This window comes from Paenibacillus sp. 1SOY10 (genome assembly GCF_056836745.1).
In genome coordinates this window covers 1-20,921 of the sequence record NZ_JBXENK010000013.1, presented here as the reverse complement: position 1 = coordinate 20,921, position 20,921 = coordinate 1, and the positions used below count along the sequence as shown (strand labels likewise).

16 protein-coding genes and 10 tRNA genes are annotated in these 20,921 nt (G+C 49.6%); 4 read left to right on the top strand and 22 right to left on the bottom strand.

The window, feature by feature from the left end; genetic code table 11:
* The first annotated feature begins 18 nt into the window (after positions 1-18).
* The gene (locus AC1VOR_RS20880; RefSeq protein WP_482620721.1) at positions 19-2,004 is read left to right on the top strand and encodes a beta-galactosidase trimerization domain-containing protein; all 1,986 of its coding nucleotides are present in this window, start codon (positions 19-21) and stop codon (positions 2,002-2,004) included.
* Between the two features lie 14 nt (positions 2,005-2,018).
* Here AC1VOR_RS20880 and dgoD read toward each other — a convergent pair whose 3' ends face one another.
* The 3 genes from dgoD to AC1VOR_RS20865 are packed head-to-tail and all read right to left on the bottom strand — an operon-like array spanning position 2,019 to position 4,803.
* Positions 2,019-3,170 (bottom strand): galactonate dehydratase, encoded by a 1,152-nt coding sequence (dgoD, locus tag AC1VOR_RS20875; protein ID WP_482620719.1) that lies wholly within the window; start codon positions 3,168-3,170, stop codon positions 2,019-2,021.
* A gap of 12 nt (positions 3,171-3,182) precedes the next feature.
* Positions 3,183-3,827 carry a bifunctional 4-hydroxy-2-oxoglutarate aldolase/2-dehydro-3-deoxy-phosphogluconate aldolase gene (locus AC1VOR_RS20870; RefSeq protein ID WP_482620717.1) on the bottom strand — a complete coding sequence of 215 codons (645 nt, stop codon included), beginning with the start codon at positions 3,825-3,827 and terminating at the stop codon, positions 3,183-3,185.
* A gap of 13 nt (positions 3,828-3,840) precedes the next feature.
* Positions 3,841-4,803 carry a sugar kinase gene (locus AC1VOR_RS20865; RefSeq protein ID WP_482620715.1) on the bottom strand — a complete coding sequence of 321 codons (963 nt, stop codon included), beginning with the start codon at positions 4,801-4,803 and terminating at the stop codon, positions 3,841-3,843.
* 257 nt (positions 4,804-5,060) lie between these two features.
* Between AC1VOR_RS20865 and AC1VOR_RS20860 the strand changes: the two genes are divergently transcribed.
* The 3 genes from AC1VOR_RS20860 to AC1VOR_RS20850 all read left to right on the top strand — a co-directional run bounded on the left by AC1VOR_RS20860 (position 5,061) and on the right by AC1VOR_RS20850 (position 6,622).
* Complete coding sequence (locus tag AC1VOR_RS20860) at positions 5,061-5,726, top strand: FadR/GntR family transcriptional regulator (RefSeq protein ID WP_482620713.1); 666 nt, start codon at positions 5,061-5,063, stop codon at positions 5,724-5,726.
* 249 nt (positions 5,727-5,975) lie between these two features.
* A complete protein-coding gene (locus AC1VOR_RS20855; protein WP_482620711.1) occupies positions 5,976-6,182 on the top strand; it encodes a helix-turn-helix transcriptional regulator in 207 nt (68 codons plus the stop codon).
* A complete protein-coding gene (locus tag AC1VOR_RS20850; RefSeq protein WP_482620709.1) occupies positions 6,182-6,622 on the top strand; it encodes a hypothetical protein in 441 nt (146 codons plus the stop codon). The genes AC1VOR_RS20855 and AC1VOR_RS20850 overlap by 1 nt, the downstream gene beginning before the upstream one ends.
* Positions 6,623-6,752: 130 nt before the next feature.
* Here AC1VOR_RS20850 and AC1VOR_RS20845 read toward each other — a convergent pair whose 3' ends face one another.
* The 19 genes from AC1VOR_RS20845 to AC1VOR_RS20755 all read right to left on the bottom strand — a co-directional run bounded on the left by AC1VOR_RS20845 (position 6,753) and on the right by AC1VOR_RS20755 (position 20,919).
* Complete coding sequence (locus AC1VOR_RS20845) at positions 6,753-8,417, bottom strand: DUF6138 family protein (RefSeq protein WP_482620708.1); 1,665 nt, start codon at positions 8,415-8,417, stop codon at positions 6,753-6,755.
* Positions 8,418-8,814: 397 nt separating this feature from the next.
* Complete coding sequence (glmS, locus tag AC1VOR_RS20840) at positions 8,815-10,647, bottom strand: glutamine--fructose-6-phosphate transaminase (isomerizing) (RefSeq protein ID WP_482620706.1); 1,833 nt, start codon at positions 10,645-10,647, stop codon at positions 8,815-8,817.
* 169 nt (positions 10,648-10,816) lie between these two features.
* Positions 10,817-11,008: a hypothetical protein gene (locus AC1VOR_RS20835; protein ID WP_482620704.1), complete on the bottom strand. Its 192-nt coding sequence runs from the start codon at positions 11,006-11,008 to the stop codon at positions 10,817-10,819.
* Between the two features lie 380 nt (positions 11,009-11,388).
* On the bottom strand, positions 11,389-12,729 hold the full coding sequence (glmM, locus tag AC1VOR_RS20830) for a phosphoglucosamine mutase (protein WP_482620702.1): 1,341 nt from the start codon (positions 12,727-12,729) through the stop codon (positions 11,389-11,391).
* A gap of 121 nt (positions 12,730-12,850) precedes the next feature.
* On the bottom strand, positions 12,851-14,233 hold the full coding sequence (locus tag AC1VOR_RS20825) for a CdaR family protein (protein WP_482620701.1): 1,383 nt from the start codon (positions 14,231-14,233) through the stop codon (positions 12,851-12,853).
* Positions 14,226-15,056: a diadenylate cyclase CdaA gene (cdaA, locus tag AC1VOR_RS20820; protein WP_059049033.1), complete on the bottom strand. Its 831-nt coding sequence runs from the start codon at positions 15,054-15,056 to the stop codon at positions 14,226-14,228. Before cdaA ends, AC1VOR_RS20825 begins: the two co-directional genes overlap by 8 nt.
* A gap of 226 nt (positions 15,057-15,282) precedes the next feature.
* Positions 15,283-15,903, bottom strand: a complete 621-nt coding sequence (locus tag AC1VOR_RS20815) for a zf-HC2 domain-containing protein (RefSeq protein WP_482620699.1) — start codon at positions 15,901-15,903, stop codon at positions 15,283-15,285.
* A gap of 133 nt (positions 15,904-16,036) precedes the next feature.
* Positions 16,037-16,612, bottom strand: coding sequence for an RNA polymerase sigma factor SigW (sigW, locus tag AC1VOR_RS20810; protein WP_187377718.1), 576 nt, complete (start codon positions 16,610-16,612; stop codon positions 16,037-16,039).
* Between the two features lie 195 nt (positions 16,613-16,807).
* Positions 16,808-19,603 (bottom strand): phosphoenolpyruvate carboxylase, encoded by a 2,796-nt coding sequence (gene ppc / locus AC1VOR_RS20805; protein ID WP_482620697.1) that lies wholly within the window; start codon positions 19,601-19,603, stop codon positions 16,808-16,810.
* A 396-nt stretch (positions 19,604-19,999) separates the two neighbouring features.
* Positions 20,000-20,073 (bottom strand) — tRNA-Gly (locus AC1VOR_RS20800).
* A gap of 13 nt (positions 20,074-20,086) precedes the next feature.
* Positions 20,087-20,163, bottom strand: a tRNA-Pro gene (locus AC1VOR_RS20795).
* A gap of 30 nt (positions 20,164-20,193) precedes the next feature.
* Positions 20,194-20,270, bottom strand: a tRNA-Arg gene (locus AC1VOR_RS20790).
* A 6-nt stretch (positions 20,271-20,276) separates the two neighbouring features.
* Positions 20,277-20,351 (bottom strand) — tRNA-Gly (locus AC1VOR_RS20785).
* A 6-nt stretch (positions 20,352-20,357) separates the two neighbouring features.
* A tRNA-Leu gene (locus tag AC1VOR_RS20780) sits at positions 20,358-20,441 on the bottom strand.
* Between the two features lie 50 nt (positions 20,442-20,491).
* Positions 20,492-20,567 (bottom strand) — tRNA-Lys (locus AC1VOR_RS20775).
* 10 nt (positions 20,568-20,577) lie between these two features.
* A tRNA-Gln gene (locus AC1VOR_RS20770) sits at positions 20,578-20,652 on the bottom strand.
* Positions 20,653-20,659: 7 nt separating this feature from the next.
* A tRNA-Val gene (locus AC1VOR_RS20765) sits at positions 20,660-20,735 on the bottom strand.
* A 21-nt stretch (positions 20,736-20,756) separates the two neighbouring features.
* Positions 20,757-20,831: transfer RNA gene (locus tag AC1VOR_RS20760), tRNA-Glu, on the bottom strand.
* A 15-nt stretch (positions 20,832-20,846) separates the two neighbouring features.
* Positions 20,847-20,919: transfer RNA gene (locus AC1VOR_RS20755), tRNA-Thr, on the bottom strand.
* Between the last annotated feature and the right edge of the window lie 2 nt (positions 20,920-20,921).

Below are 20,921 nucleotides of genomic sequence, written 5' to 3'. Positions count from 1 at the left end.
TGAAGGGGTTGTTTATCTATGCGTTTTCGTCAGGTTCATCTCGACTTCCACACCTCCGAGGCCATTCCCGGAATCGGAGCGCAATTCTCCAGATCCCAATTCCAAGCTATGCTTCAGGCCGGACATGTCGATTCCATTACGGTCTTCTCTAAATGCCATCACGGCTGGGCGTATCACCCCAGTGAAGCCAACGAAACTCATCCGCATCTTGCCTTTGACCTGTTGGGAGAAATGATTGCCGCGGCCCATGAGATCGGCGTCCGGACACCGGTCTATTTATCCGCTGGTCTTGACGAGAAGCTGGCGCGCCGCCATCCCGAATGGCTTATTCGCGATGAAGAGGAACGGACCCGCTGGGCCAAAGATTTTATGACGCCAGGCTATCACGAGTTCTGCTTCAATACCCCTTATCTGGATATCCTGCTTGCTCAAATCCATGAAGTCGTTACCCGTTATGATGCAGACGGCATTTTCCTTGATATTGTCGGAGTGCGCAAATGTCGCTGCCAATATTGTGTGGCAACGCTGCGGGCTGCGGGTCAGGACCCCCGCGATGATGCGGCCGTGCAGGCGCTTGGCGAGCAAACCTTCCTGAACTATACTCAACGCGTACGCGAGGTAATTAACGCCGTTAAGCCTGGTTTGCCGCTCTACCATAACAACGGTCACCAAACGAGAGGGCGCCGCGATCTTGCCCACATCAACACCCATCTTGAACTGGAATCGCTCCCGACCGGAGGTTGGGGTTATGACCACTTTCCACTGTCGGCGCGCTATGCCCAAACGCTGGGCATAGAGTATCTCGGCATGACCGGGAAGTTCCATACCTCCTGGGGCGAATTTGGTGGCTATAAGCATCCAAACGCGCTGCGCTTTGAAGCCGCCCTCAGCCTGGCTCACGGAGCCAAATGCTCGATCGGCGATCAGTTACATCCCTCTGGCCTGATGGATACAGCCACCTATGCCCTGATCGGCGAAGCTTATGCCGAGGTAGAAGCCAAGGAACCGTGGTGCGACGGGGTAGAATCGGTTGCCGACATCGCAATTCTGTCTCTGGAGGCGGCGCGCGAAGCTTGTCCGGATAATCAGGCGCTGAAGGACCGCGCCAACCTGGCCGACGCCGGAGCGGTACGGATCTTGACCGAAGGCCATTATCTGTTTGACGTGATAGATACGTTGAGTGATTTCTCGGCCTATAAGGTGCTGATTCTGCCAGATGAAATACCTGTATGGCCGGAACTGGCTGCCCGAATCGAAGCCTTTACGACAGGAGGCGGCAAGCTGCTGGTCACTGGCCGTTCCGGGCTGAATCTGGCTGGCGATGCTTTTGCCCTAGATATGGGTATCCGCTGGCTAGGAACCAATACATACCGGCCAGCTTATTTTCATCCTCATTTCCAGCCTGGCGCCCTGTTGCCAACGGCCTATGCGATGTACAGCGAAGGGCAGCTTGTAGACATTCAGGAGGGACAAGTGCTGGGTCATGTGGAGAATCCCTACTTCAACCGTGATCTCTTCACTTTCAGTTCACACCGCCATACTCCAAGCGCCAGGAATGATGACGGACCCGGCATGGTTGAGTCCCGGAGCGGAATCTACATGGCTTGGAACTTATTCAGTGAATATGCCGACGCAGGCCATCTCATTCTGAAGGAAATCATACTGCACGCCTTATCGCGCCTGCTTCCGCAGCCAAGCTTAAGCACCAATCTCCCGGCAAGGGGCATCACGACTTTGCAATACCAGCGGAAGGAGAACCGATATGTCAATCATTTGCTGTATGCATCTCCTGTACTGAAAGGGCGGGTTGAGGTCATTGAAGATATCGTGCCCTTACAGGATATTTCGGTCCGCCTCCGTCTTCCAGGTCACACCAATCATGTCCGCCGCATCTATCTGGCCCCATCGATGATAGAGCTACCTTTCACGGCAGAAGAAGGGGAACTTGCTTACAGCGTTCCTCGCCTGGAGAATCATCAGATGGTAGTCATCGAACTGGAATAGGGCGCGATGGGATTTTACCACTCTGCTACAGAGCCATCCTGATGACGCCACACCGGATTTCTCCAGCGATGGGGTGCTTCGTTAGCCATTTGGATAACATACTCTTCATTTACCGTAATCCCAAGTCCAGGTCCTTGAGGGATTTGGACATAACCTTCATTGTAGGCAAATACATTCGGATCGGTAATATAATCTAGCAGATCATTCCCCTGGTTGTAGTGAATGCCGAGACTTTGCTCCTGAATAATGGCGTTGTGTGCCGTAGCATCCACTTGGAGACAAGCTGCCAAAGCAATGGGTCCAAGTGGACAGTGCGGTGCCACCCCCACATCATAAGCTTCTGCCATGGCAAAGATTTTTTTGCATTCGGTAATTCCCCCGGCATGGGACAGGTCAGGCTGAATGATATCGACATAACCGTCCTGTAGCAGAGACTTAAAATCCCAGCGCGAGAACATTCTTTCCCCCGTAGCAATCGGTGTGCTGGTATGGTTGGCAATTTCGCGAAGGGCTTCATTATTTTCCGGAAGCACAGGCTCCTCAATGAACATCAAGCGGAACGGATCAAGCTCCTTGGCCAGCACCTTGGCCATTGGCTTATGAATCCGTCCATGAAAGTCCACACCAATGCCAAAATCCGGCCCTACCGCGCTGCGGATGGCTGCAACTCGCTCAACCACCTTATCCACCTTGTCATGCGTATCAATATACTGCATTTCTTCGCAAGCATTCATTTTAATGGCGGTGAAGCCAGCACTTTTCTTCTCCAGGGCAGCTAATCCCACCTCGCTGGGACGATCGCCACCGATCCAGGAATACACGCGAATCGTGTCCCTGCAAGCCCCGCCGAGCAGTTGATATACAGGCGCATTGAAGTATTTTCCTTTGATATCCCATAAAGCCTGATCAATCCCTGCAATTGCGCTCATCAGAATCGGGCCCCCGCGATAAAAGCCTCCACGGTACATCACCTGCCAATGATCTTCGATGCGCAGCGGGTCTTTGCCAATAAGGAAGTCCATTAATTCGTCAACCGCCGCTTGGACCGTATGGGCCTTGCCTTCAATCACAGGCTCCCCCCAGCCGACGATTCCTTCATCCGTTTCTATTTTGAGGAACAACCAGCGTGGGGGCACGATAAAGGTTTTGAAATTGGTAATTTTCATGGGAATCTCTCCTTATCCTCTTGCACTTGTAATCGCTGCTTTAAATTTTTGCGCCAGCTCCGTAATATCTTCGTATCTCTCTTCGGCAATAGCCGTCTTGTCCAGCAGAGAGCTACCCAGGCCTACAGCAACCGCCCCGGCTCGAATGAACTCGCCAACATTATGTAACGTCACGCCACCTGTGGGCATCATGGGAATTCCTTGTAGGGGTGCTGATATTTCCTTAATATAGTTAGCGCCCAACGTGGCTCCCGGGAAAATTTTCAGCACATCGGCCCCCCACTCATAGCCCTTGGCAATTTCGGTTGGGGTCATCACGCCCGGAATGGAGATCCGTCCATAACGATTCGTCATTTTAATGGTAGCTTCATCAAGAATGGGAGAGAAAATAAAGTCCGCGCCAGCTTGCAGGGCCTGCTCCGCCACCGTTGCATTCATTACCGTCCCTGCACCAACCAGCACCCGCTTGCCATATTTCTCTTTCAGCCGAGGAATAAGCTCGAACGCGCCCTCTGAATCTACCGTGATCTCCAAGGCTTGCACTCCGCCCGCTACCAGCGCATCCGTAATAAGCTGTACCTTACTTCTTGGCGGCCTTCGCACAACAGCCACGATACCGGAACTCATCAACTGTTCCAGTTGCTCTTGCTTGGTCATAAGTCGCTCACTCCTATCGTTTTACATTCTGGTAGTCTTGATTATCATGATGGTTAATCATGTGCAGCAGTTCCTGCTCATTGGGAAGCCCCTCCACATCCCCATTCACACTTACAGCAATGGCTCCCATTGCACTGGCCTTACGGACAGCCTGCTCCAGCTCATCCCCCTGCAAAAGTCCACTGATGAAGCCCGCGGCAAAGGCGTCCCCCGCCCCCACAGGATCAATCTCCTCCGCCGGAAAAGGAGCCATATAACCGCCTTGTTGCTCCGATTGATAATACGCCCCTTTACTGCCCAGCTTCACAACCACGCCCTTTACTCCCGGCTTTAGCAAAGCAGAAGCTATCTCTTCAGGCTGCTTACAGCCAGTCAACAATTCACCTTCATCCAGCCCCGGTAAAATATAGTCCACATACCCGGCCAGCTCCAGCAACACTTCCTTAGCTGCTTCCTCACTGTCCCAAAGCTTCCATCGTACATTGGGATCGAAAACAATCCTCAAGCCTTGCTTCCTGGCTGAAGCCATAGCCTTGCGAGTGAATGCCAGGCAATCCGGGCTAAGCGCAGCCGTAATTCCCGTCACATGCAAAAACTTAAAGCCCGCCAAATAGGCCTCATCCAGTTCATCCGGATGCATCCTGCTTGCGGCGGAATGATGCCGATAGTAATAGACCTGAGTCTTTCCCCGAGTGCGCTGTTCCTTGAAGTAGATGCCTGTCGGAGCATCACCGGTATGTCGGCATCTTGAGGTATCAATGCCATACCCTCTGATCTGATGAAGCACAAAATGCCCGAACGGATCATCCCCCAACTTACTGAACCATCCGACACGATGCCCTAACTTGGCTAACCCGATAGCTACATTGGACTCAGCCCCGGCCATTTGCTTGTTGAATTGGTGAACATACTGTAGTGGCAGGTTCTGGTCCGAGCTGAACAGCACCATGGATTCACCAAAGGTTACTACGTCCATCGTCTTCCCCTCACGAAGCCTCATAGATCATATGTTTATGATGGTTGTGTAGTATATTCTCACATACATATGATCTATAATCAGATATAAGCACTATTTTAGAGTTATTACGTCTTTAAATTTGAAATAGATATGATCTTTATGAAGTTATGATATTATCTTTCAATTTGCATGTCAATCCTTACTTTGATAGGGAGAAACAAAATTCGTTATGCTAAAATGAACATAATAGAGTAGACCAAACAGGGGATATGAATATGAAAAAAACGGTGTATTCAGCAACGATAGATCATCTTAAGGAGAAAATTATTAACGGTGAATGGCCCGCAGGGTCCCGAATTCCCACCTTACAGCAAATCTCGAAGGAGCTAGAGGTTGGCGTATCCACGGTTAGAGAGGCTTTGCGCACCCTTGAAAGCCAGGGAAACATCAGTATTGAGCACGGCCGGGGGATGTATGTGAGGAATGATCCTTTATTGTTAGAGGACCCTACGGCGAACTTGAAGGAGCTTGGGGATATCTCACTCGTCAAGCTACTGGAAGCGAGGATTCTGATTGAGCCTACGCTAGCGGCTTTAAGCGCAGAGCATGCCACACTTAACCAGGTGAAGGAATTGCGGAAGCTTGCCGATCGGATGATTCTGCAAATGGAGGAAGGCGGCCCCTTCCTGGATACCGACCTGGCCTTCCACCGACTGATCGCCGAATCAGCCCAGCAGCCTGTGCTGTCCCGTATGATGGAATCCATCTACCCACTCCTGTCCGAAGGACGCAAGCATACGAACACGCTGCCTCACATGCGTACCAAGGCTTCCAACTACCATGTCCTGATCGCCATCGCCATTGAAGAACGCCATAGCGACCAAGCCCGTCAGCTTATGCATCAGCATATCAACGATATGCTGGAGGCACTGAAGAAGTGAAGGGGGATTAAATTCCCCCCTTTGTCCTCAATAAATCCCCGCAAGCAAGTTAAGAGGTTCTTTCCCATCCCGCCGAGTGTAATCGCTCGTCCTCCATCAGGCTAAAAGCCTGAGCGACAAAACCATTCAGCTCATCCATCACCACAATTTGCAAAGCAAACTACACTTTATTTGCAAAGTAAACTTGACACCATATGCAAAGCAAACTATACTAAACATGCAAAGCAAACATTGCAAGGAGTTGATCCTTTGAAAACCAAAATCGCGGAGCTGCGCAAGCAGCACAAATTGTCTCAGGAGGAACTAGGGCTGGCGGTCGGTGTCACCAGGCAGACGATCACTTCACTTGAAATCGGAAAGTACACCGCCTCCCTGATTCTTGCGTACAAGATTGCCAAGTATTTCGGATTAACGATTGAAGAAGTGTTTGATTTTAGCGAATTGGAGGAATTGTAATGGAAAATTATAAAAACAAGCTTAAAGCACGCGCGAACAGTCTGTCTCTGGTGGCCGGGGGCACGCTGCTGCTATACCTGGGGTTTATGTTTTACCGTGACCGGCTGCCTGAGCTGCCAAGCTTTATCCAGGGCTTTCAGGTCGGTGCTTTTCTCGGCCTCGAATTGTTCGTAGTTATGTTTCTGGGGAAATATATGAAGGCCGTCAGGAATGAGGCGCTGTTGAAGCAAATGTACATTAAGGAGAACGACGAGCGCAGCAGTCAAATTCTGCAAAATGCCGCCTCGCTGAGCATCAGCATCGTCTTCATCGGGCTGGGCATAGCTACGGTGGTCGCCGGTTTTTTCAACCCGTACATCTTTTTCACCCTGATGGGCGCCCTGTTCTTCATCATGATCGTGTTCTTCACACTGATGGGATACTACTCCAGAAAAATATAAAAAGGACCCGAAGGTCCCTGGAAGGGCATTTCCGCCTTAGGCTCGCGGAGGTGTCTTTTTATTTAATGATATTCAGATGAAAAAATTCCGAACCATGACACAAACAGAACTTTTATTCGATATGCTGAGCTTACATGTAAAGCGGCAGGAGCGCCTCCAAGGCTTGTTTTAATGGCTCTTCGGTAGCTTTTATCGTCTTCTTTAACTTGCCTGAGCTGCCGAATATCAGATACAGTATCTTTTCTCTCTCGTACGGCTCAAGCTGTGTCAGTTCGTTTTGTAGAGCGGCCGCTAATTGCGGCGTGTTCACCCAATTCAGCTTTGACGGCTTGGCCGAATCTGTTACGCTAGCAAGAATAGACACCATGACAGGCATCCATTCCGGCACCGCCCCATGCGCCTCCAGAAAGGCCTCCAAATAATAATGATGAGCCATCTGATGCTCTTCATCTACCTGCTCCATATAGCGCTGTAACAGCGGAAAATAGTCTTTGCTGCATAACCCCAGACCAAGCACTGCATAAGTGCCCGGCATAGCGGATTTCTCTCCAGCCTCCACATCGCCATACCATGCGTAGGGCTTCATGGCCAACTCCGCATACTGAGCCAAGCTCGGGTGCAAAGCTGGATATTGAAGACATGCTGCAAAAAAACGATGGAGCTGAGACTTGGCCAACCCTTTAATCGGCAGAAAATTTTTGATTTTATTTTTTAATTTCAGATTGTACTCACAAGGAAACCCCTGCCGCAACAAGTCCGATATGTATTCAAGCGACTGACGGTAGGCTTCCTCCTCCTCGGATAAAATACGAAGCTCAATCTCCATTAAGATATCGTTGGCCTGAGCATGCAACACTTCACTTCTCCGTTCATGCTCAACAAGCTCACTGCCCTTCTTCAAATACTGCTCCGCTCGCTCCGAACCCAATTGGACGGCCAGCTTGAAATAGGCTGCGGGAATATTGCGCTTCTCCGCACCGATCTTCATTGCAGTGTAGATGAAAAAATCCATTGCTTCAGGTTCTACTCTATCGCGTTCCGCCTCCGGCTTAAGTTCCCACTCCATCCCATAATTGCCCGTGGAGATGAAATACATAGGCAAAAACCGCTCCTCCGCCCATCGTTTTAAGGCTGTTGTATAGGTTCGTCTCCACTCTTCTATGTGCTCTTGATCTTGATACTTGGCCGTCACCCTGTCGATGATAGCCCCCGTATCCGTCACGCTCTGTTCAATTAAATCCGGATTCAACAGTGCGTCTGCTAAAAAGTAATGATCAGCAGGCTTAGGCCGTGCCGGAGCATCGGAAAACACCTTTTGCTCAATAAAAGCCCGAAGCCGCTCACGTACGTATTCCCGCTTCGCCTCATTCCGCAGCAGCACAGATTGCTCATATTTCCCTTGCTTCCATTCTACCTCCAGAACCAGCTTCAGCTCATAGCTAAAATAACATTCCTTCAGAGGCGCTTGCTGCAGTAAAGCATCCACTCGTGTCTGAAGTTCGGGAAAAACCTCATCCGCCAGTATCTCCTCCGTCAAGTGGCTCATATAATCGAACTCTGGCTTCAGCTTATGTGAGCTGTCGCTCCAAGATAAAGGCTCGTACAAATCAAAGGCAATCGCACCGTCAGCCCATTGGAACTTGCCCTTCCTCCATGAAAATTTCAGATAATTGTGTGAGCCCGTATACAGCATGCTGGGGGACGGAGTGGAAAAAATACGCTTCTTATCCTTTTCCAATAAATCTATATAAAAAGGCCATACCTCATCTAAAAAAGCGACTGCCGCTTCATGCATTGTTGTGATCCTCCTTATTTACATCCGGTATTCATTGCAAATCAATGATCCAATACTATTAATTGTATATTAATGTTTCCGCAGATGAATTACTACTTCCCAGCTTAACCTCGCTCAGGTTAATTTGAGAAATTCCTCTGCTTTTTGTGAATTCAACTTGGTTTAAATTGTTTTCTTTAAGTATACATTTTAATTTATGGCCAATGCCATTCAACATTTTCATCACCATGAAGTATGTACAATGTTTTTCAGCATTTAAAAAGGGAGCCACGAATTAATCTCTCGGGCTCCCTACTAGATACTGAAAATCATTCATCTTGCATTTCGGTTCATGACATCTTTTACTGGTTCGCGACTTTTTTATACTGGGACAACGAGTTTCGTCCTTAACCCCGCCCTACTCCACCGTCACACTCTTCGCCAGGTTCCGTGGCTTATCAACATCGTTGCCACGGGCCAGAGAAGCGTAGTAGGCGAGCAATTGCAGAGGGACGACGGAAATGGCCGGAGTCAGCATTGGCAGGGTCTTCGGAATGGCGAAGGCCTGATCCACCGACTTCAACAGGCTGGGAACATGTTCTTCATGGGTGAAGGCCATAACATCCCCGCCGCGAGCCTTCACTTCCTTGATGTTGCTGACGGTCTTCTCCAGCACGCTGTCCTGCGTTGCCAAGGCGATGACTGGCACGCCGTCCTCGATCAAAGCCAAGGTGCCGTGCTTCAATTCTCCGGCAGCATAGGCTTCTGAATGAATATAGGAGATCTCCTTCAGCTTGAGCGAGCCTTCTTGCACGACTGCATAGTCGATCCCGCGACCGATAAAGAATAAATGCTCATGCTTGGCGATCTGCTCCGCATAGGCCTTAATGGTATCGGACTGAGCCAATATGCTCTCCACCTGCTCTGGCAGAGCATGCATGGCCGCAAGCACATGCGCCACTTCGTCCTCGGACTTCGTGCCACGCACCTGGCTCATGTAGAGCCCCAGCAGATAGAAGGCAATCAACTGTGACGTATATGCCTTCGTGGAAGCCACGGCAATTTCCGGGCCAGCCAGCGTGGCAATGACATCGTCCGCATCACGTGCAATCGAGCTCCCCACCATATTGGTAATGGCTAACACATGCGCTCCATTAGCTTGCGCTTCACGCAAGGCTGCCAATGTGTCCGCCGTCTCCCCCGACTGGCTAACCACAATAACCAGCGTATCCGGAGTAATGAGTGGTGAACGGTAACGGTACTCCGAAGCCACATCGTACATGACCGGGATGCGGACCATCTGTTCAATAGCTGTTCCGCCAACCAAGCCAGCATTATAAGCTGTACCGCAGGCAATGACATGAATGCTCGTTATGCTGCGGATCTTCTCGTCGGACAATTTAAATCCAGGCAGCACTACCTTACGTCCACTCTCATCGATGCGGCCAAGCATAGTGTCCCGGTAAGCACGCGGCTGCTCATGGATTTCCTTGAGCATGAAATGATCATATCCGCCTTTTTCTGCCGTCACGGCATCCCAATCGACACGAATCATTTCCCGAGAAATAAAATTCCCCTCAAGGGTCATCAATTCGACAGTATCCTTTGTCAGTACGGCCATTTCGCCGTCGTTCAAAATGTACACATCACGGGTGTAATTAAGCAAAGCCGGTATATCAGAGCCGATAAAGTTCTCCCCCTCGCCAAGACCGATAATCAACGGGCTTGCTTGACGGACGGCCACAAGCTTCTCAGGCTCGTATTCGGTCAATACCCCAAGCGCAAAAGCGCCACGCATATGGCGAATCGCTTGCTGCACAGCCTTTACGATATCCCCCTGGTACTCGCGAGCCACCAAATGGGAAATAACCTCTGTATCTGTTTCCGACACAAAAATATACCCCTGCTCAATCAGTTCTTCTTTCAGATCCAGATAGTTTTCGACAATCCCGTTATGAACCACCGAGAACTTCTGCGTATGATCGGTATGCGGATGAGAATTAACGTCAGACGGCTTGCCATGAGTTGCCCAACGGGTATGACCGATTCCAGCCGATCCGGCAAGTGGTGCATTCTCCAGCTTGGTCTCCAAATTAGCCAACCGGCCTTTTGCTTTGGCAATTTTCAGTCCACCCGGCGTGAACACCGCAATGCCCGCCGAATCGTACCCACGGTACTCCAGCTTCTTAAGTCCTTCGATCAATACCGACTGCGTATCCCGATTCCCAATATATCCAACAATACCACACATAATTATATTTTCCTCCGTTTCGTTCTTACAAGATGGTTGTTAACCGTAAGAAGCGAACACGAAAGAAACCTCGCGCGATATACCGAAACAAGAACATATTTAATTGTCAAAAAGCAACTGCTTTTTATGAGTTCAGCCAAGTCTCTCACGACAAATCCTGATGCTTCGTCTACCGCGGAAGTCTCTCCCGCGCCCGTCTGCTTACGCGACATTCATCAAGTTCATGAATATCGTATTCCATCTGTCCGTATGGTTTGTGGGAACGGTCGCCCATTCCTTTTGCCCATACAGTTACGGTGTGATGTGACACCGGGAGGCCCCCGCCGAACATTTCGAACACCTCCACCTCGTCAGCTTCCAAGCTGCCGCAGCCTTCCTCTGAAGCGTCTCATAAGGTCTGATGATCCCATCGTTCGCAAGCTAGCCTGCCGCCCATGCCATGACGATGAGTATAATCCCTTACTCACAAAATAAATCTTCAGATTCATATGCGCGCACGCTGAAGCTCTGGCGCTTAACTTTCCAAGTGACCTCACGACCCTCGCTTTCTTTTCTCGAATATGCTTAATTATATGCACCTTCACTCGTTTTGGCAATGATCAACTTGTCCCGATTGCTTGGGCCCGTCCTGAACATCGCACGGGAACACCTGCCAGCACAAAGAAAAACCGCCATCCCGAAGCCATGCTCCAAGAACAGCGGTTATTGTATATTTACAGTAATAATAGCGTGAAGCCAAGTTTAAACGAGTTCCTTCTCCACAACGTCAACGATCTGACCCACCAGCTTCTCCAGTTCGTTCTTCTCCGGCCCTTCGGCCATGACACGAATCAGAGACTCCGTACCGGATGGACGAACCAGCACCCGGCCATTATCACCTAATGTACGCTCCACCTCGGCCACAGCAGCGCCAATAGCGGTATTGCCTTCGTATTTACTCTTATCTTGTACACGTACGTTAACCAGTACCTGCGGATATTGCTTCATGATCTGTTTAAGCTCGCTCAGTGATTTGCCGGAAGTCAGCAGGGTATCCACCAGTTGAATCGCTGTCAGGATGCCGTCTCCCGTCGTATTGTAGTCGAGGAAAATAACATGACCCGACTGCTCGCCACCCAGGTTATACCCGCCGCGCAGCATTTCGGCCATCACGTAGCGGTCACCGACCGCAGTCTGCTGTGTATTTAAATCCAGCTTCTTGGTCGCCTTGTAGAAGCCAAAGTTACTCATCACCGTGGACACCACCGTGTTATCCTTGAGCTTTCCTGCCTTCTTCATGGCGTCGCCGCAGATGCACAGAATATAATCTCCATCCACTTCTTGACCCAGCTCGTCAATGGCGATCAAGCGGTCAGCGTCACCGTCAAAAGCAAGCCCCAAATGTGCCCCCAATCGTACAACTTCTTCCTTCAAATGCTCAGGATGCGTAGAACCGCAGTGGTCATTGATGTTCAGACCATTGGGCTCTGCGGCCAGCGTGTATACCTCGGCCCCCAATTCACGGAACAGCTTGGGTGCCAGCTCATAGGCTGCACCATTGGCGCAATCTAATACGACCTTCAACCCTTGGAAAGAAGAGCTAATCGTCGTCTTCAAATGTTCTAAGTATTTCAGCTTCGAATCGTTATCCACGGTTACGGTGCCCAGACCTCCGCCGATAGGACGTGGCAACTCATCCGTATCCTTATCGAGCAATGCCTCGATCTCCAACTCCGTTTCGTCGGACAATTTAAATCCATCGCTACCGAAGAATTTGATCCCGTTATCCTCGACGGGGTTATGGGAAGCAGAGATCATGACCCCGGCATCCGCTTGCAACAAGCGTGTTAAATAAGCAACAGCCGGCGTAGAAACAACCCCTAACCGAATGACGTCCGCACCGATCGACAACATCCCCGCAATCAATGATGATTCAAGCATCAAGCCTGAAATGCGCGTGTCCATCCCGATGACTACCTTTGGCTTATGGGCCTGACCGGTCAGTACATAACCTCCGCAACGCCCGATTTGATAAGCCAATTCTGCCGTCAATTCCTGATTAGCGATGCCTCTTACTCCATCTGTTCCAAAATACTTCCCCATAATTTCACTCCTTCGACATTTTGCAAGGATCGCAAGCTCACTGGACCCTAATTGTTCAACTGTTCATTCCTTGTTTTGTTGGTTCTATTCTCCCATGTTCATCAGGGCATTCCCCGTACTCTTACGTTCCATTGCCTGAAGGAGAAGCATTCTCTGGTAGCTGTCCCTGTTCCTGGTCCTCTTCCGAGATTGAAGGCTCATTTCCCGAAGAAGGCTGCCCGTTCGCAGACGAATCTGGCGTGTCCTCGGGTGTTCCCGTAGTTGGGCTTCCTTTCTCAGTCAATTCCACTTCAACCGTTAGGGTAAGAGCTGAATCAGCCATCTTGACATGGGCAGGTAACGTCACCTCTACAGGAATGGTATGTGTGCCCACGCCCAAGGGTGACAGATCAGCCGTCAGATGAATGTCCTCCAGCTTTAATTTGTCCAAGGCCTCAAGTGTACCCGAAAGGGTCAGGGTCAGCTTGTGGTCCGCTGGCCTGACCCATTTGACATCATATAAAGAATTCAAGTTAAGGAGACTCACCGGGACTCCTTCAATTTGCTGCTCAGCAGCAGGCTCTACGTCCAACGTAATCGTTACGGAACCCGGCTCGATTTTCTCAAAACCTTCCGGCGGAGTCAAGTCCACCGAGAATTGGGTTCGTGCGGAGCTGCCATCTACACGGCTCAGGTCCACGGTCACCGGATAAGAAGAGATGCCCTCCAGAGCTTCCTTAGGCCCGTATAGGGCCACTCCTTCTACATCCGTCTCAATCCCTTCTAACATATAGCCATGGGGCAGACTCCCCGTCTGACGCACCTCCAAAGGCACATTCTTGTACAACTTGTTAATCGGGACATCCACATCAATGGAAGCGGGTGATATCTCTGCATTATCGATTGGATCACCTTGCTTATCATATGCCGTCAGCTTGACACTTTTTCCCTTTACAGCATCCTTAAGCCCGCTGACGTCTACTACGCCTTGCACCTTGCTAAGCTCTTCAACTTCGCTCCCCGGCAAAGTGACCTCCACGTTCCCGTCTCCGGCCACGATGGGAATTCCGGCAACCAATCCATCATCCGGCTCTCCCTTGACCACAATGGATACTGGAACCGTTCGTGTCTCCTTAGCCTCAATCGTTACCTTCACGATGGAAGGGTCCATTGAAATTAATTGTACGCCTGGAGGCAGCTCATGGGTTAAAGGCAACGTAAATGTACCCGGACCTACATTGTCCAAGTTCAGCCTTACCTTATAATCGGAGAAATTCGTGGTCAGATCGATTCGTTTCCCCTTGACCTCCATCCGGACGCTATCCGGCTCCAGATCATATAGCACATACTTGTCCTCGTCAAATCCCGTAACTTCTATTTTAACGTTATCAATAATCTTTGGTTGCGCCAAGGTTGTAGAATCCACCGGGGTCCCACTATCCAAATGCACCATCGCCCACAAAATAATGCTGAGAAACAGCGCGAGCACCTTGGCAAAATTGTTATGAGTCAGCCACTTATCCATTCTTGCCGGCCTCCTTCCGTTTGCGGAACGGCCCGCGAATTTCCTTCGCCCCGGAGTTTGGCCCAAGCTCCTCATATAACTTCGATATCAAGGATTCCTCTTTGATATCCCGCACGACTTGTCCATCGATGGCCAGGGAGATTTGTCCCGTCTCCTCAGACACTACGATCGAGACCGCATCCCCTACCTCACTGATGCCAATAGCGGCGCGATGCCGTGTTCCCAGCTCCTTGCTGATGAACGGATTCTCTGATAAAGGCAAATAACAAGCCGCAGCGGCGACCTTATGCCCCTGAACAATAACCGCTCCATCATGCAGCGGCGTATTGGGTATGAAAATGTTAATCAGCAGTTGCGAAGAGATCATCGATTGCATCGGAATGCCGGATTCAGTATATTCATTGAGCCCCGTATCTCGTTCAAAGACAATTAAGGCCCCTATTTTTCTACGGGATAAATAATTTACGGCTTTAATAATCTCGCTAATTTCCTTCCCGAATTCCTCTTCATCTACCGTGTTGCGTCCAAACAGCTTCCCTCGGCCAAGCTGCTCCAGCGCACGCCGGAGTTCAGGCTGGAAGATGATGAAGACAGCTAATACGCCAAACGTGAACATTTGGTTCATTAGCCACTTTAACGTATATAGATCAAACCAGGTGCTGACCGCCCAGATCAAGACGAGAACCAGGATTCCCTTGAGCAGTTGGACTGCTCTTGTTCCGCGTACGAGCAAGATCAGATGATATATGATATAGGTAACGATCAGAATATCAATGACATCCTTAATCGTATCCTGCCAAGTCAAATTCACAAAATAATTCATGGTGCGACCCCCGATATGTCTCTTGCAGACCTTCACAGCACTATCATCCACAAGAAAACGATATGTACAGCATCAATGCTTGTCTCTATAGGTTTCCCCTAACTATTAGGTTATAACGTTCACAAGACAGATGCAAGCGCCGGGGTTAAAAAATCAGCAATAGCGCGGAAAATAAAAGAACGCCCTCCCTGAGGGAAGGCGCCAATTTATCATCTTTAGGGCGGTGTTACCTGTAGGCGACTTCCGTAAACGTATTGGTGATTCTATACCAGATCCAGTCCAGCGCCTGGTCAATTTGTTTGACCTCTCCTGAGATATGCGCGGTGGATGCCTGATAATAAGAACCATCAATAACCGTCAAGTTGCCCTGAACCTCTCCATATATTTCTGCCTTCCCATTCTGAATCGTCAGGTTGCCGGCAATTTTGGAGTTGCTGGGCACGGTAACTGTATCGCCCTGAATAATAACTTGTTCCAGGTCTGCCCCTTTCACAACAAGCTGATCATCGCCATCCCAAATCGAAACTGCGCTGAATACCATGACCAGCAAGAACATAGCTGCTGCCGTCAATGCCGGATGTCGCCGGATCCACTGAATCCAAGCCTGCTGTTTGGGCTGCTTGGGAATCTGACTGATAATCCGATTGACCAATTCATCGGGCGCTGAGACATTCGTGTGCTGCTTGATCGTTGCGAACAGCATCATTTCAGTCTGCTCCAGCTCCTTGAATTGCTTCTGGCATTTAGGACAGCACTCCAGGTGCTGCTTCAACTGTTCAGCATCAGTACGGCTTAAATCGCCGTCCAGATAATCATGCATCAATGAGGAGGCTTGTTTGCATTCCATATCAGCCAATCCTTTCAAGTGTCATTCTATGCGAAAACGCTATGCACGGCTAAGACACTAGTCGTCCTATCTTACAATACGTAGCGGTTCTCAAAACGTTTCAACTAAAATCGAAGGGCCCAGGCCGTCTTTTTTACAGCATCTTATGCTCTAACTTCTTACGCAAAAACTCACGTCCCCGATGGACGCGGGTCTTCACCGTCGTCACGGGCATGTCCAGCACATCGCTAATCTCCTGCAGCGACATTTCCTGCAAATAACGCAGGACAATGACCGATCTGTACTTGGCCGGCAGGCCTTCTATTGCCCGGTGAATGGTCTGTTGCGTCTCCGATAACAGATACTCCGTCTCCGGCGTCCGTTCATCTCCAGGGATCAGCGTATATCCATCCATGCCTTCCTGATCATTCATCTCGGCATCGAGATAATAATTAGGCTTGCGCTTACGCAGCCGATCTATACATAAATTGGTAGCAATTCGATAGATCCAAGTGGAGAACTTCTGCTTCTCATCGTACCTGCTCCAATTTTTGTACACCCTTAAGAAGGTCTCCTGCACGACATCCTCCGCCTCGTGACGGTTGGACAACATCCGGTAACCTAAATGAAATAATCTATCCTTATATAAATCAACAAGCTCGGCAAAAGCAATCTGGTCCCCTTTACGGGCGAGCTTCACCAGCCTTGCATCGAAATGTTCCACCACCATATTTTCCCCCAGATCTTTGGAGAGCTTAGATACAGCTACTGCCTGTCCGGCTCTCGCTTGCCGCAGGCACTTCATTCAAATGGTAAAGCAACTTTTTGCAAATTGCAATACATTCGGTCAACACCAATATATGAAAAAGAGCCGACCCTCCGTTAGGAATGTGCCGACTCTCTCTCCATTCATTTAATAAAGGTATCAGCCCGTGTTACGCAGGCCCGCGGCAATACCGTTAATTGTAAGCAGAACCTCACGTAATAATTCAGCGTCATCTCGTCCCTCGTCCCGAATCGTCCGTAGCTCAGATAGCAGTTGAACCTGCAGATAGCTAAGCGGATCAACATACGGATTCCGCAAACGAATCGATTCTTGCAGACCAGGTACATTATCCAGAATTTCCGTAATACCGGTAATCTTCAATACCATATCCCGAGTACGATGGAACTCCTCTTCAATCTGACCAAAAATTCGGTCCTTCGTATCATCGTCAGAGCACATCTTGGCGTATTCCTTGGCAATGATCAAATCGGCTTTGATCATGGCAAATTGCAAGGTATCGATAACCGTGGTGAAGAAGGAGAAATTCTGATACATATCCTGCAGCACCTTAAGATTATCCTCATTATTTTGATAATAATTCAGAAGCCCCGTACCCGCGGCATACCATGCCGGGAACAAATAACGGCTTTGCGTCCAGGCAAATACCCATGGAATGGCCCGAAGGTCTTCGAAGCGATCACTGTTCTTACGCTTGGATGGACGAGAGCCTATGTTCAACTCGCCCACTTCCAACAACGGGGTAGATTCACGGAAAAATTTCAGGAACTCCGGCTCGCGGAATACAAGATCCTGATATTTGTCTAATGAAGTCTCTGAAATGCCCTTCAAAATTTCCTCCCAACGTTCCTCTTGCGGGTTAGATTCCTGATGCAGCTTAGCTTGAATCGCTCCGGTAATCAACGCCGATGTCGCCTGCTCCAGACTACGATAAGCAATGCCACGTAAGGAGTAGCGTGAGGAGATGACCTCCCCTTGCTCCGTAATCTTAATTCCCCCACCGATAGTTTCCGGCGGTTGTACGAGAATGCTACGGTTCAGCGGCATTCCACCGCGACCGAGCGCCCCACCACGACCATGGAAGAACTTCAGCTTGACGCCGAATTCGCTGGCTGCAGCCGTGATTTGCTTCAACGCTACGCGCAGCTCCCAGTTAGCGGTCACTACGCCACCATCTTTGTTGCTATCCGAGTAACCCAGCATAATCTCTTGTAAATCGTTCATCGCTGTTACCGATTGGCGATAAATTGGCATGCTCAGCAAACGGCGCATAATGCCTGGTGCGGCATGCAGGTCATCTATTGTTTCAAAGAGCGGTACAGATTGCAGGGTACATGTTACTGTACCGTCTGCTTCTTTCTGGAACAGCCCTACTTCCTTGGAGAATACCATAACCTCCAGAATATCGCTGGCTGCCTCTGTCATACTAATTAGATAGCTGGTAATACATCGCTCGCCGTATTCTTTTTGAGCACGATATACCGTACGATATACCTCCAGGCATTCCCGAGTGCTTTCTGAGTAATCCTGATAGGAAGATGTCAGTGGACGCGGATCATTCAGCAAGCGTTCCAACAGGTTTAGCTTTTCCTCTTCCTCCAGCGCGGAGTAGTCATCGACAATCTTCATATTCGCCAGAATTTCTGTCATCGCATTCTCATGCTCTTGGCTATGCTGGCGAATATCCAGGGTAGCTGTATGGAACCCGAACAGCTCGACTTGGCGAATCAGCTTCTTGATATGGGTGTCCGCCACATAGTCAGCGTAATGATGCCGTAGGCTGCGGTCGATAATTCTCAGGTCGTGGATAAAAGCTTCCACGTCAGCATAACGTTCCGGAGTGTCCTTCTTGGTGTCATCCAGGACATTGTGCAGTTTCTCCGTCATATAGGTCAACTTGATGCGGTAAGGCTCCTTGTCGTTGTTCCATTGCGGCGTTTTGTTCAGTATGACCTGCAAGCGATCACGCTGAATCGAAGCCATAAGCTCATTGGTTACATCGACAATACTCGTACTGAAGCTAAGGTGCTTGAAAAGTTCGGACAACACACGTTGATACTCCCGTATAGCCAGCTTACGCTGCATTCTCAGCGTGTCCCAGGTTACGTCGGAGGTTACGGACGGGTTACCGTCACGGTCGCCGCCAATCCAGGAGCCAAACCGCAGATACGTAGGTACATGCCAGTAATGCTCAGGATAGTATTTAGTCAAACATCGCTCCAGTTCCTGATACACTTCAGGAAGGACATGGAACAAGGTTTCATGGAAGTAGTACATTCCGTTTCTGACTTCGTCCAGTACGGTTGGCTTGCGGTCACGCAGTTCATCGGTTTGCCAGAGGGTCAGCACTTCGTTGAGCAGCTTCTCACGAAGCTGTTCCCGTTCGCGGAACGTCAGCGTTGGGTTATCCAATTGCGCCACGTCATCTGCAATGCGCTTATGGATATCCAGAATTGCACGCCGCATCGCTTCCGTTGGGTGAGCGGTCATGACCAGTTCCAGCGACATGCCCCCGATGATGTCTTGCGCTTCGCTATAGTTAAAGCCACGTTCCTTCAAGTCTCTTACCGCCGCTTCAATCGTCCCCGTCTGAACTGCTTCTCCAGCGGAACGTTCGTAATCGCGTTTACGACGAATGCGATGATTCTGTTCGGCGATATTAACAAGCTGAAAATAGATGGCAAAAGCACGAATTACCTGGTGGCGAATACCTGGTTCCAGGGAGTTGATCATTTCCTTAAACTCATCGTGCAGTTCCGGCAAGAATACAGCCCGCAACGATTTGCTCGCTTCACGAATCTTCTCGACAATATCCAAGAGCTCATTGCCGCCTTGATGCACAAGGACCTCTCCTAGAATATTGCCCAAAAAACGAATGTCGCGTCTAAGCAGGTTATTAGAATTGCCCTTCCCTGCAGTAACCGTTAGCTCTGTCATGTTTCTCCCCCATTTCATCCCTATTCCGTCTGTCTAAGAAGTAACCGTCATCACCTGTTGCCTTGTTCCCCTAAAATGCGCGTCTTTAGACGGTTTCTTAACATAATACAATAAACTTCCCTGAAAATCTTCACTTTATTTGTAAGAATTATTATGGCTCATGCAGATTTACCCTGCAGCTTCGCCACTATTCTCCGTCTTGCTTCATAAAGATTTCCAGCTTCTCTGTGTTTACATCACTTGGCAACTCCACCAACCTTAACACGGTAAAGCAATAAAATTCAAGGGTATATGTAAACGATAGAAAAGTTTTATAGCCGGGGCTCACAGGCGTAAAATTATAACAAAAAACATCATCTAAGCCAGTGATAGCCGATGATGTTGCCGTTTATGAGATGGAGCGGGTGATGGGAATCGAACCCACGCTACCAGCTTGGAAGGCTGGAGTTCTACCATTGAACTACACCCGCACCTTATAAAAGATGGTCGGGACGACACGATTTGAACATGCGACCCCCTGGTCCCAAACCAGGTGCTCTACCAAGCTGAGCTACGTCCCGTTAATAAGGTGAAACGAAATTTAGAAAAGATGGCGCGCCCTAAGAGATTCGAACTCCTGACCTTTTGATTCGTAGTCAAACGCTCTATCCAGCTGAGCTAAGGGCGCGCAATATGGAGCGGACGACGGGAATCGAACCCGCGACCCTCGCCTTGGCAAGGCGATGCTCTACCGCTGAGCCACGTCCGCATAATATGGTGCGCGTGGAGGGACTTGAACCCCCACGTCAAAGACGCTAGATCCTAAGTCTAGTGCGTCTGCCAATTCCGCCACACGCGCACAAATGAAACACTTACCAGCAGCAATCTTTAGGATTGCTTAGTTAGGACTGGTGAGCCATGAAGGACTCGAACCTTCGACACCCTGATTAAAAGTCAGGTGCTCTACCAACTGAGCTAATGGCTCATAATAAGAATGGCTGGGGATATAGGATTCGAACCTATGAGTGACGGAGTCAAAGTCCGTTGCCTTACCGCTTGGCTAATCCCCATTATTCATGGTGGAGGCTGAGGGGCTCGAACCCCCGACCCTCTGCTTGTAAGGCAGATGCTCTCCCAGCTGAGCTAAGCCTCCGATTCTGGGCGTTAGTAATGATGGTGACCCGTAGGGGATTCGAACCCCTGTTACCTCCGTGAAAGGGAGGTGTCTTAACCCCTTGACCAACGGGCCTTATTATGTAAATGAAGCTCTCAACCGGATTCGAACCGGTGACCTCATCCTTACCATGGATGCACTCTACCTACTGAGCTATGAGAGCAT